Raw genomic sequence first — 12,203 nt, 5'->3', positions numbered from 1 at the left:
GCGCCGGCGGACGGTCGTCCGAGCGGAAACCCATCGTCGCCGGTCGGACACTCCCCGGGCCGACCCGCGCGGCACGGCGGTGGTGACGGATTGCCTCGCATCAGCGCCAAGGGGACATACCCCCCTACTTCCGACATCATCCGCTCCGGCCTACCCTGCCATCATGACCATCGGTGACGCGCCGCCCGCGCCCGACGCCTTCCGCCGGGCGCTGGCGAGCCTGCGTCCGGCCGAGATCCGGCCCGAGGTCGAGCTGGAGGACATCCCGGCGCCGCAGCGGCTGGCCCCCTACTCCGGCGCGGTGGGCGGATCGGTGTACCGCGACGACGACGAGCTCGCGGTCGGCCGCCTGATCATGCTCTTCGACCCGGACGGCCAGCGCGGCTGGGACGGCCCGTTCCGCCTGGTCGCCTACGTGCGCGCCGACATGGAGCCGGAGATCACCTCCGATCCCCTGCTCGGGCCGGTCGCGTGGAGCTGGCTCACCGAGGCCCTGGAGTCCCACCAGGCCCGCTACGCCGCGGCCGGCGGCACCGTCACCCGCGCGGTGTCGGAGGGCTTCGGCAACAAGACCGACGACCCGGTCAGCACCGAACTGGAGCTGCGCGCCTCCTGGTCCCCGCTGGAGGAGGACCTGACGGCGCACGTCAGCGCCTGGTGCGACCTCATGTGCCTCGCGGCGGGCATTCCACCCCTGCCACCCGACGTCGCGACCCTCCCGCCGCGGGCCGCACGTCGCGAAGACCCGGAGTCCTTCAGGACGTGACCGACGAAGAAATCATCCCCGCACCCGAGATCGTGCCGCTTCTGGAGCCCCGTGAAGGCATCCCGCCGGTCATCGAGGACCCCGCCGCGCTCGCGGCGGCCGTTCGCGCGTTCGCCGCGGGCGAGGGTCCGGTGGCCGTCGACGCCGAACGCGCCTCCGGTTACCGCTACAGCGGCCGCGCCTATCTCATCCAGCTGCGCCGGGCCGGCGCCGGCAGCGCGCTGATCGACCCCATCGCCTGCCCCGACCTGTCCGGCCTGGACGCCGCGCTGGCCGACGCCGAAATCGTCCTGCACGCCGCGACCCAGGACCTCGCCTGCCTCGCCGAGGTCGGCTTCGTCCCGCGCCGGCTGTTCGACACCGAACTGGCCGGCCGACTGCTCGGCTACGAGCGGGTGGGCCTCGGCACCATGGTGGAGAACGTCCTCGGCCTGCGCCTGGAGAAGGGACACTCGGCCGCCGACTGGTCGCAGCGCCCGCTGCCGGAGGACTGGCTACGCTACGCGGCGCTGGACGTGGAGGTGCTGGTCGAGCTGCGCGACCGGCTGCACGAGGAGCTGAGCGCCAGCGGCAAGCTCGACTGGGCGCGCGAGGAGTTCGCCGCGATCCTCGCCGCGCCGCCGGCGCCACCGCGCACCGACCCCTGGCGGCGCACCTCCGACATCCACCGGGTCCGCTCGCTGCGCGGCCTGGCCGTGGTGCGGGAGCTGTGGCAGCTGCGCGACCAGCTGGCCCGCGAGTCCGACCAGGCGCCGGGCCGGGTGCTGCCGGACAAGGCGATCGTGGCCGCCGCACTGGAGCAGCCGCGGACCACCAAGGCGCTGACCGACATCGCGCCGTTCACCGGGCGCAGCGCCCGGCGCCACCTGCGCGCCTGGCTGGCCGCGATCTCCCGGGCCCGGGTACTGCCCGAGTCCCAGCTGCCCCAGCCCAGCGGCCCGGGCGACGGCCCGCCGCCGGCCAACCGCTGGGCCGACCGCGACCCGGCCGCCGCCAAGCGGCTGGCCGCGGCGCGGGCGGCGGTCGCGGCCATCGCCGACGAGCACCGGATGCCGACCGAGAACCTGCTGCAGCCCGAGGCCGTCCGCCGGCTGACCTGGGAGCCGCCCGCCGATCTCGGCGAGCCGAGCGTCGCGGCGCGGCTGCGCGGGCTCGGCGCGCGCGAATGGCAGATCGCGCTGACCGCCAACGCCCTGTCCAAGGCGCTGGTGCGGCTCGCGGTCCGGGAAGAGGTCGGCGAGGAGGCCCGGCAGCAGGTCGTGGACTGATCCGCGACCGGCGGGCGCCTTTACGAAGTAAGGTTCCGCTGGACCGGCCCGGCGAGGGCGGTGACGCTGTCGCGCAGCACCACCTCGCCGGCCACCGGGACCAGCCGCGGCGCGGCCGGTTCGGAAAGGGCCAGCTCCAGTGCCAGCTCCCCCATCCGGGCCAGCGGCAGCCGGACGGTGGTCAGCGCGGGGACCAGGTCGCGCAGCGGGGCGATGTCGTCGAACCCGGCCAGCGAGATGTCCTCCGGCACCCGCAGCCCGTGCTCGCGCAGCGCCGCCAGGGCGCCCACCGCCATCACGTCGTTCACCGCGAACACGCAGGTGATCTCGGGGCCCGAGGCCAGCAGCTCGAGCGCCGCGACCCGCCCGCCGTCCCGGTCGAAGCCGCCGGGCACCATCACCGGCTCCGGCAGCCCGGCCGCCAGCAGCCCCTCGCGGAAGCCGGCGGCCCGATCGGTCGCGGTGTAGAGGCGGGGCGGCCCGGCCAGCACCGCGAAGCGGCGGTGGCCGAGCCCGGCCAGCGCCACCGCCAGGTCGCGGGCCGCTTCGCGGTTCAGCGGGACCACCGTGTCGGTGCCGGCCAGGTCCTGGCCGATGAGGGCCACCCGGCCGCCGGCACCGCGGTACACCTCCAGCTCGGCGCGCAGCCGGCCGAGCATGCGCTCGTCGGCGACCCGGGACCCGGCGATCAGCACCGCCCGGGCGCGCTGGGCGTTCAGCGTGGCGATGTGCGCGATCTCGCGCTCCGGGTCGCGGTAGGTGGTGCCGAGCGTCACCACCATGTGGTGGCGGTCGGCGGCGCGGACCACCCCGTCGGCGATGGCGGCGAAGTAGGGGTCGGTGAGGTCCTGGATCACCACCCCGACGACGTTGCTCGCGCCGCGGGCCAGCGCCTGGGCGGTGGCGTCGACCCGGTAGCCGAGCAGCCGGGCCGAGGACTCGACCCGGGCCCGCATCATCGCGCCCACCTGGCGGCTGCTGCCGTTGAGCACCCGCGACGCCGTCGCCAGGGACACCCCGGCGTGCCGGGCGACGTCCTCCAGCGTGGTCACGACCTGCCTCCCCCCACCGGCCGGGGACCGGCCCGGCGCCGGGGCGCGCCGGCGGCGGCGCCGCCCCTGCTAGGAGGGTAGTCGACCGGCGCTACCGGGCGGGCGTCGCCGGCTCGCCGGAGTCCACCCGGCTGTGCCGCCGGCCGTACAGGAAGTAGAGCGCCACGCCGATGGCCATCCAGACCAGGAAGCGCAGCCAGGTCTCCACCGGCAGGTTCAGCATGAGGTAGAGCGAGGCCAGCACCGCCAGGGCCGGCACCAGCGGGACCAGCGGCGTGCGGAAGGCGCGCGGCAGGTCCGGCCGGGTGCGCCGCAGGATGACGACCCCGATGGAGACCAGGATGAAGGCGAACAGCGTCCCGATGTTGACGAGTTCCGCCAGCGCCGACAGCGGGATGAACCCGGCGAGCAGCGCGGTCACCACGCCGATGATGATCGTGATGCGGTACGGGGTGCCGAACTTCGGGTGCACCGCGGCCAGGCCGCGCGGCAGCAGGTTGTCCCGGCTCATCGCGAAGAAGATCCGGCTCTGGCCGAGCATCAGGATCATCACCACGGTGGTGAGGCCGGCCAGCGCGCCGATGCTGATCACCGTGGCCAGCCAGTTCTGCCCGAGGGCGCTGAACGCGGCGGCCAGCGGCGCCGACGAGCTGAGCCGGTCGTAGCGCTGCATGCCGACGACCACCAGCGAGACCGCCACGTAAAGGACGGTGCAGACGGCGAGCGAGCCGATGATGCCGATCGGCAGGTCGCGCTGCGGGCGGCGGGTCTCCTCGGCGGCGGTGGCCACCACGTCGAAGCCGATGAAGGCGAAGAACACGATGGCCGCGCCGGCGAACACGCCCATCACCCCGAAGGCCGTCGGGGTGAAGCCGAACAGCGACTGGATCAGCGGCGCCTGCAGGCCGCCGACCGCCTCGGTCGCCTTGGCCGGCGGGATGAACGGCTGGTAGTTGGCGCCCTTCACGAAGAACAGCCCGGCCACGATGACCAGCAGGATGACCGCGACCTTGATGGTGACCACCACCAGGTTGACCCGGGCCGACAGCTTGATCCCGGCCACCAGCACCGCGGTGAGCAGCAGCACGATCACGATGGCCGGGATGTTGACGGTGGCGTCCTCCCCGGCCAGCGTGGGCGGCAGCTTGATGCCGAGCGATCCGAGCAGCTCGGAGAAGTACCCCGACCAGCCGACCGCGACCACGGCGGCGCCGAGCGCCAGCTCCAGCATCAGGTCCCAGCCGACGATCCAGGCGGGGAACTCGCCGATCGTGGCGTAGGAGAAGGTGTACGCCGAGCCGGCGACCGGCACGGTGGAGGCGAACTCGGCGTAGCACAGGGCGGCCAGGCCGCAGACCACGCCGGCGATCACGAAGGACAGTGCCACCGCCGGGCCGGCGGTGTCCTTGGCCACCTCGCCGGTGAGCACGAAGATGCCGGTGCCGACGACGACCCCGACGCCGAAGACGATCAGGTCCAGCGCGCTCAGATTCCGCCGGAGGCGATGTTCGGACTCCTCGCTGTCCTCGATCGACTGTTCAACCGACTTGGTGTGGAAAATCGACATCCGCCGCCCCTTGCCACTCCTGGGTCACGACCCGGCGAACGCCGGGAAATCGCAGCTCAGATGCCCTACCCGGGGCGGCGATGAACATTCCTGTCCTTTACCCTGACCCGGACGGCCGGCGGGCGGCGGAGGCCGGCCGGTGGGCGTGGCCCATCACCGGCCGGCGGGTCCGCCCGGCCGGGCGGACCCGCGGCCACAGGTCAGGCGGTGGGCTGGTCGGCCAGCTCGGCCGTGCCGCTGGCGATCTTCTCGGTGATCTGCCGGGCCAGGCCCTGCCCGGTGAGGCCGATCTCGGCGAGGATCTTCGGCCGCTTGGCGTGGTCGAGGAACCGCTGCGGGATGCCGAAGGTGCGCACCGGCACATCGACGTCGGCGTCGCGCAGCAGCCGGGCCACCGCGTCGCCCACCCCGCCGACCCGCCCGTTGTCCTCGACCACCGCGACCAGCCGGCGGCCGCGCGCCGCCGTCACCAGGGCCTGGTCCAGCGGCTTGACCCAGCGCGGGTCCACGACGGTGGCGCTGATGCCGTGCGCGTCGAGCAGCGCGGCGGCCTCCAGGCACTGCTCGGCCATCGGGCCGGCCGCGACCATCAGCACGTCGGCGTCCGGGCCGCCCTCGCGCAGCACGTCCATGCCGCCGAGCCGGCCGGTCGCCTCGATGTCCGGGCCGAGCGCGCCCTTGGGATAGCGGACCACGGTCGGGCCGTCCTCGACCGCGACGGCCTCGCCGAGCAGCTCGCGCAGCCGGGCGCCGTCGCGCGGCGCGGCGATCGACAGGCCGGGGACCACCTGCAGGATCGACATGTCCCACATGCCGTTGTGGCTGGCCCCGTCGTCGCCGGTGACGCCGGCCCGGTCCAGCACGACCGTGACGGGCAGGCGGTGCAGCGCGACGTCCATCAGCAGCTGGTCGAAGGCCCGGTTGAGGAAGGTCGCGTACACCGCGACCACCGGGTGCAGGCCGCCCAGGGCGAGACCGGCCGCGCTGGTCAGCGCGTGCTGCTCGGCGATGCCGACGTCGAAGACGCGGTCGGGGTAGGCGGCGGCGAACGGGGCCAGGCCGGTCGGGTGCAGCATGGCGGCGGTGATCGCCACCAGGTCGCGGCGCTCGGCGCCCAGCCGGACCAGCTCCTGGCCGAAGACGTTGGTCCAGCCGTGCGGCTTGGGCCGCTCCTCGCCGGTCAGCGGGTCGAAGGCGCCGGGCGAGTGGAAGCAGTCCTCGTCGTGGTTCTCCGCCGGCGAGTAGCCGCTGCCCTTGACGGTCAGCACGTGCACGATGACCGGCCCGCCGAAGTCGCGCGCCCGGCGCAGCGCCGCCTCCACGGCCGGCTCGTCGTGGCCGTCGATCGGGCCGACGTACTTCAGCCCGAGGTCCTCGAACATGACCTGGGGGGCCAGGACGTCCTTGATGCCCTTCTTGACGCCGTGCAGCGTCTCGTACAGCGGCCCGCCGACCACCGGCACCCGGCCGAGGTTCTGCTTGACGAACTCCAGCATGTGCTCGTAGTTCTGCGTCATGCGCAGCGAGGCCAGGTGGGAGGCGAGCCCGCCGATGGTCGGCGAGTAGGAGCGGCCGTTGTCGTTGACCACGATGACCAGCGGCAGGTCGGGGTCCTTGGCGTGGCCGGCGATGTTGTTGAGCGCCTCCCAGGCCATGCCGCCGGTCAGCGCGCCGTCGCCGATCACCGCGACGACGGTGCGGTCGCTCTCGCCGCGCAGCCGGTAGGCCTTGGCCAGGCCGTCGGCGTAGGACAGCGCGGTCGAGGCGTGGGAGTTCTCCACCACGTCGTGCGGGGACTCGGCCTGGCTGGGGTAGCCGGACAGGCCGCCTTCCTGGCGGAGGGTGGTGAAGTCACCGGCCCGCCCGGTGAGCATCTTGTGGACGTAGGCCTGGTGGCCGGTGTCCCAGACGATGCGGTCGCGCGGGGAGTCGAAGACGCGGTGCATGGCGATGGTCAGCTCCACCACGCCGAGGTTCGGTCCGAGGTGACCGCCGCCGCGCGCGGTCGCGGCCACCAGCAGCTCGCGGATCTCGGCCGCCAGTGCCGGCAGCTCGTCCGGGTCGAGGTTCCTGACATCTTCCGGTCCGGTCACGGAGGCGAGCAGACCGGGCCCTCCTCGGTCCGGTTCGCTGACTCGCCGGCTCCGCTCGCTCACGGAATCATCTCCTCCGCCTGTTCGTCGACAGCCCGAGTGTATTGAGCCCAGCGTGCCACTCCTGCGGGCCGGTCGGTGCTGGGCCGGGCAACCTTCACGGTTTCTCCACACTAGATGGGTTTTACGGAGGACCGCGGGCTCGCGTACCCTCACAAAACCATGCGAACCCCCTCGATCGTCGCACTCTGCCTGCTCAGCGGCGCGCTGCTGGCCGCGCCGCTGGCCGGGCCGGCGGCCGGGGCCGTCCAGGGGTATCCGGTGCGCGACTCCGGCGCCCTCACCCGCAACCCGCTGTACGCGGCCGGGGCGCTACCCCGCGCGGCCTGCCCGCAGCCGGCGGTCTCCCGAGGTGTCCCGGGGTCGGTGGCCCGCCACCTGAAACCGCTCTTCGCCTGCCTGGACCGGGCGTGGGCCGCCCGGTTCGCCGCCGCGCGAATGCCGTTCGCCGCGCCGGGTGTGCGATTCGTCACCCGGCCGGAGCGGACGTGCGGCCGGGCGTGGGACAAGGACGTGCAGGCGGTGTACTGCAACGCGACCCGCGAGATCGTGTTCCTGCTGGACCGGGACGTGCTGGCGCATCCGCGCGACCTGTACTTCACCGACGTGATCGCGCACGAGTACGGCCATCACGTGCAGAACATGGCGGGGATCTGGCAGGCGCTCGGCCGGCTGCCCAGCCGCGGCCGGTCGGAGTACTACGAGCAGAGCCGCCGGCACGAACTGCAGGCCGAGTGCCTGGCCGGTGCGTTCCTGCGCAGCGTCTGGCCGTCGCTGCGGCGGACGCCGGCCGACTGGCGGGGCCTGCTGGCCGCCGACCGGGCGAGCGGCGACGAGACGTCGGCGGTCCGCGACCACGGCAAGGGCCGCAACATCGCGGCGTGGCTGAGCCGGGGTTTCCACGGCGGCTCGGCCGGGGCGTGCAACACCTGGACCGCGACGGCGGCGTCGGTGGCGTGATCGTTTCACGCTATTGATCATTGCATTGGCGGCCGAACCGGCATTTATGCATTTGTCGTTCTTTCCGCGGATATAGCGGCTACTGTGCTCTGCTGTGAGCGCGCTGAAACCCTCTCTCGCGGCGTCCGCCGTCCTGCTGGCGAGCACTTTTCTCGCCGCGGCACCGGCCGCGCCCCCGGCGCGGGCGGCCGCCGCCCACCCGATCAGGAACGCGGCGGCCCTCACCGGCAACGCCCTCTACGGCACCGGCCGGCTGCCCCGGCTGGCCTGCCCCGAGCGCCCGGTCCGGGAGGGCAGCGCGGCCTCGGCCAGGCAGTACGTGCTCCCGCTCTTCGACTGCCTCGGCACGTCCTGGGCCGCGGCACTGAAGAAGGCGCGGCTGCCGTTCTCCGCGCCGCGCCTGCAGTTCATCTCCCGCCCCCAGCGGGTGTGCGGCGAGAAATGGCCGAAGAACGCCCAGGGGCTGTACTGCCCGTCCTACCGCAAGATCGTGATACTGCTCGACAAGCACATCACCCGGGAGGCGGCGGACCTTTTCCTGATGGACGTGATCGCCCACGAGTACGGCCACCACGTGCAGAACCTGGCCGGCATCGAGCGCGCCTTCAATCGGCTGCGGTACCGGAACAAGAGCGAGCTGTACGAGCAGTACCGGCGGCTGGAACTGCAGGCCGAGTGCTTCGCGGGCGCCTTCATGGGGAGCATCTGGAACTCGCTGGACCGCACCTCCGACGACTGGCGCTACCTGCTGGACGCCACCCGGGAGAGCGGCGACGAGAACAGCAAGGTCCGCGACCACGGCAAGGGCCGTAACATCGCCACCTGGCTCGACCGCGGCTTCCGGGCCGCCGCGCCGGACGCGTGCAACACCTGGTCGGCCGGCGCCTCCCGCGTCGCCACCGCCCCCGCCTGATCACCGCGCCGCCGAGCGCCGCCGTCCCCGGCCGGCCGCGTCCGCAGGACGTCACCGCCAAAGATCTCTGGCCGAGCGGTATCGCCGATCCGACCCGCGGGCCGACCGCCTGTCCGGCGTCCACCTCGGCAGCACCTGGAGATCGGTGCCCGGCAAGGCCGGGGTCCCCTCAACCGCCGACGCGGGCCAGGGCGTCCAGCGGGTCGGCCAGCACCTGGGCGAAGGCCAGCTCGGCCGCGCCGGCCAGCGTGGCGTCCTCGCCGAGGGCCGGGGTGCGCAGGCGCAGGCCCTCCCTGGCGGCGGGCAGCGCGTCGGTGGTGATCCGGCTGCGCACCTGGGCCGCCGCGCCCAGGAAGATCTCGCGCAGCGTGCCGCCGAAGACGACGACCTCGGGGTTGAAGATGTTCACCAGGCTGGCCACCCCGATCCCCAGCCAGTCGCCCACCCGGGCCAGCGCCTCCTGCGCGACGAAGTCACCCCGGCCCGCCGCGTCCACCACGGCCCGCACCGCGTCCCGGCCGACCTGCCGGCCGAACCGGCCGGCCGCCTCCAGCAGCGCCCGCTCCCCCACCTCCGCCTCCAGGCAGCCGCGCGCGCCGCAGGGGCACGGCCGGCCGCCGGCGTTGACGACCATGTGGCCGACCTCGCCGCCGTAGCCGCCGTGCCCGCCGAGCAACCGGCCGTCGACGATCACCCCGCCGCCGATGCCCACGTCCCCGTGCAGGTAGACCAGGTCGCGGGTGCCGACGCCCACCCCGCGCGACTGCTCGGCCAGCGCCCCGAGATTGGCGTCGTTGCCCACCGCGACCGGGATGTCCAGGCCGAGGCGGCGGGCCAGCTCCGGGCCGAGCGGCAGGTCGGAGACGCCCATGTTCGGGCTGAAGCGGACCACGCCGTCCGCGCCGCGGACGCCGCCGGAGAACGACACCCCGACGCCGACGCACAGCGTGTCGCCGCGGGTCGCGGCCAGCATCTCGCCGGTGAACGCCGCCAGCCGGCCGGCCACCTCGGGAAGGTCGAAGGCGCCGCGCTCGCGGGCTGCCTCCCGGCGGTCCAGGATGACCCCGCCGAGGCCGACCCGGGCGGCGACCAGCCGGTCGACGCCGATGTCGAACGCCAGCACGTACACCCGCGCCGACTCCGGGCGCACGACCAGCGAGGGGCGTCCCGCCCGGCCGGTGACCCGCGGCAGCTCCTCGCGCACCAGGCCGGCCGCGGTCAGGTCCGCGGTGAGCGCCATGATGGTGCTGCGGTTGAGCCCCATCCGGGTGGTGAGCTCGGCCCGCGAGGTGGGCCCGCCCAGGTGGACGTGCCGCAACAGGACCCCGAGATTGTGGCGCCGGATCTCCTCCTGCGAGGGGCCCGCGCGCATCATGATGACCCTCTGGCTTCCTCGTCGACGGGGGGAACGTGGCCGAGCGCCCGCGGACCCTGGATGTCTCCCCGGGCCCGCGGGCCGCTGATCACCTTAGCCCGGAGGCGGCGGCGCGCTTGCGCGAGAGGGCGTCCACCCCGGCCGCCAGCAGCAGCACCGAGCCGGTCACGATGTACTTCACACTGGCGCTGTAGCCGAGCAGGCCCATGCCGTTGTTGATCACCGCGACCACCGCGCCGCCGAGCACCGCGTCCAGCATCCGGCCCTTGCCGCCGAACAGGCTGGTGCCGCCGATCACCGCCGCGCCCACCGCGAACAGCAGCACGTCGCTGCCGCCGGTGTTGGGGTCCACCGAGCTGGCCTGGGAGGCCGCGATGACACCGCCGATGGACGCCATGCCCGAGCTGAGCACGAACGCGCTGATCTTGATGCGGTCGACGTTGATGCCGGCCCGCCGGGCCGCCTCGGCGTTACCGCCCACCGCGTAGATGTGCCGGCCGTAGGCGGTACGGCGCAGCACGAACGTCCACAGGATGAGCAGCGCCACCACGATGGGCACCACGATCGGCACGCCCTTGAGCGACACGATCAGCGCGTTGCGGCTGCGCTCCAGGTTGAGCACGTAGACGGCGAGCCCGCCGAGCACCACCAGCAGCCCGACCCGGAACGCGATGACCGCGGCCGGATCGGCGGCCAGGCCCCGGCCGGCCCGGCGCCGCGCCCGGACGACCTGCACGGCGGCGTAACCGAGCACGCACACCGCGAAGAACGCCCAGCCCAGCGCGGGCGGGAGGTAGCTGTTCTCGATGGCGATGATGGTCTGGTCGCGCACCGAGATGTTGGTGCCCTCCTTGACCAGCACCAGCAGCAGCCCCTGGAAGGCGAGGAAGGCGGCCAGCGTGACGACGAAAGAGGGGATGCCGAGCTTGGTGACGAGCGTCCCGAGCACCGTCCCGATCACCACGCCGGTGAGCATCGCGGCCCCGACGGCGACGTACCAGGGCAGGCCGTAGTTGGCGAGCACCACCGCCAGCACGGCCGCGCACACGCCGCTGGTGTAGCCGGCCGACAGGTCGATCTCGCCGAGCAGCAGCACGAACACCAGGCCCATCGCGATCACGGTGACCGCGGCGCCCTGGGTGAACAGGTTCGCGAAGTTGGTGGCGGACAGGAAGACCGGGCGCATGACCGCGAACACCAAGCACAGCACGACCAGCCCGAAGACCGCCGGCATCGCGCCCAGGTCGCCGCCGCGGAGCCGTTCCAGGTAGCCGCGGACGTTGCCGCGGACGGTGGTGGGCGGGGTGAGCGCCACCTTCTCGGGGACCGCCGTGCTGCTCATGCCGTGACTCCGTTGCCGTTCTTCAGGCCCAGCTCGCCGCTGCGCCCCGAGGTGATGAGCTCGACGACCTGCGAGTGGGTGACGTCGGCCGCCTTGACCTCGGCCGCCATCCGGCCCAGGTAGAGCGCCGCGATCCGGTCGGCCACGGCGAAGACGTCGTTCATGTTGTGGGAGATGAGGACCACCGCCAGCCCGTTGTCGGCCAGCCGGCGCACCAGCTCCAGCACCTGCGCGGTCTGGGCGACGCCGAGCGCGGCGGTCGGCTCGTCCAGGATGACGACCTTGCTGTTCCACAGCACCGCCTTGGCGATGGCCACCGTCTGGCGCTGCCCGCCGGACAGGCTGGAGACGAGCTGGCGGATCGACTTGACGGTGCGGACGGACAGGTCGCGCAGCGTCCGGGCCGCCATCTCCTCCATCGTGGCCTCGTCCAGCACCAGGCCGCTGCGCTTCTCGCGGCCGAGGAACATGTTCTGGACGATGTCGAGGTTGTCGCAGAGCGCGAGGTCCTGGTAGACGATCTCGATGCCCAGGTCGGCCGCGTCGCGGGGGCTGTGCACCTGGACCGGCCGGCCGTCGAAGTGGAACTCGCCCGCGTCGATCGAATACGTGCCGCCGATGCACTTGACCAGCGTGGACTTGCCTGCGCCGTTGTCGCCGACCAGCGCGGTGACCTCCCCCGGATAGGCGGAGAAGGAAACGTCGTGCAGCACCTGCACGGGGCCGAAACTCTTGTCGAGCCCGCGGATCGACAGGACGGGTTGGGATGACACGTTGCTCCTCGGGGTTCGCGTGCGGCGCCCCGCA

10 protein-coding genes are annotated in these 12,203 nt (G+C 73.4%); 4 read left to right on the top strand and 6 right to left on the bottom strand.

Annotated features, from left to right (window positions below; translation table 11 throughout):
* Nucleotides 1-163 precede the first annotated feature (163 nt).
* Nucleotides 164-766 carry a DUF3000 domain-containing protein gene (locus tag Sru01_RS07170; protein ID WP_203983086.1) on the top strand — a complete coding sequence of 201 codons (603 nt, stop codon included), beginning with the start codon at nucleotides 164-166 and terminating at the stop codon, nucleotides 764-766.
* Entirely contained in the window at nucleotides 763-2,034 is a 1,272-nt protein-coding gene (locus Sru01_RS07165) for an HRDC domain-containing protein (RefSeq protein ID WP_239137063.1), read from the top strand. Before Sru01_RS07170 ends, Sru01_RS07165 begins: the two co-directional genes overlap by 4 nt.
* Nucleotides 2,035-2,054: 20 nt before the next feature.
* On the opposite strand, the gene Sru01_RS07160 is transcribed toward Sru01_RS07165, so the two are convergent.
* The 3 genes from Sru01_RS07160 to dxs form a co-directional block, all read right to left on the bottom strand.
* A complete protein-coding gene (locus Sru01_RS07160; RefSeq protein WP_203983085.1) occupies nucleotides 2,055-3,086 on the bottom strand; it encodes a LacI family DNA-binding transcriptional regulator in 1,032 nt (343 codons plus the stop codon).
* Between the two features lie 91 nt (nucleotides 3,087-3,177).
* Nucleotides 3,178-4,653, bottom strand: coding sequence for an amino acid permease (locus Sru01_RS07155; RefSeq protein WP_203983084.1), 1,476 nt, complete (start codon nucleotides 4,651-4,653; stop codon nucleotides 3,178-3,180).
* Between the two features lie 200 nt (nucleotides 4,654-4,853).
* Entirely contained in the window at nucleotides 4,854-6,809 is a 1,956-nt protein-coding gene (dxs, locus tag Sru01_RS07150; protein WP_373869497.1) for a 1-deoxy-D-xylulose-5-phosphate synthase, read from the bottom strand.
* A gap of 159 nt (nucleotides 6,810-6,968) precedes the next feature.
* Between dxs and Sru01_RS07145 the strand changes: the two genes are divergently transcribed.
* Together Sru01_RS07145 and Sru01_RS07140 are read left to right on the top strand one after the other, a co-directional pair.
* Nucleotides 6,969-7,766: a neutral zinc metallopeptidase gene (locus tag Sru01_RS07145; protein ID WP_203983083.1), complete on the top strand. Its 798-nt coding sequence runs from the start codon at nucleotides 6,969-6,971 to the stop codon at nucleotides 7,764-7,766.
* Between the two features lie 94 nt (nucleotides 7,767-7,860).
* On the top strand, nucleotides 7,861-8,679 hold the full coding sequence (locus tag Sru01_RS07140; RefSeq protein WP_203983082.1) for a neutral zinc metallopeptidase: 819 nt from the start codon (nucleotides 7,861-7,863) through the stop codon (nucleotides 8,677-8,679).
* A gap of 169 nt (nucleotides 8,680-8,848) precedes the next feature.
* Here Sru01_RS07140 and Sru01_RS07135 read toward each other — a convergent pair whose 3' ends face one another.
* The 3 genes from Sru01_RS07135 to Sru01_RS07125 form a co-directional block, all read right to left on the bottom strand.
* Entirely contained in the window at nucleotides 8,849-10,051 is a 1,203-nt protein-coding gene (locus tag Sru01_RS07135) for an ROK family transcriptional regulator (protein WP_203983081.1), read from the bottom strand.
* 91 nt (nucleotides 10,052-10,142) lie between these two features.
* Nucleotides 10,143-11,396, bottom strand: a complete 1,254-nt coding sequence (locus tag Sru01_RS07130) for a sugar ABC transporter permease (RefSeq protein WP_203983080.1) — start codon at nucleotides 11,394-11,396, stop codon at nucleotides 10,143-10,145.
* Nucleotides 11,393-12,169, bottom strand: a complete 777-nt coding sequence (locus Sru01_RS07125) for an ATP-binding cassette domain-containing protein (protein ID WP_203983079.1) — start codon at nucleotides 12,167-12,169, stop codon at nucleotides 11,393-11,395. Before Sru01_RS07125 ends, Sru01_RS07130 begins: the two co-directional genes overlap by 4 nt.
* Between the last annotated feature and the right edge of the window lie 34 nt (nucleotides 12,170-12,203).

This window comes from Sphaerisporangium rufum (assembly GCF_016863395.1).
Classification (GTDB): domain Bacteria; phylum Actinomycetota; class Actinomycetes; order Streptosporangiales; family Streptosporangiaceae; genus Sphaerisporangium; species Sphaerisporangium rufum.
Note: the sequence above shows the minus strand (reverse complement) of the source record. Positions and strands in the feature narration are given on the sequence as shown.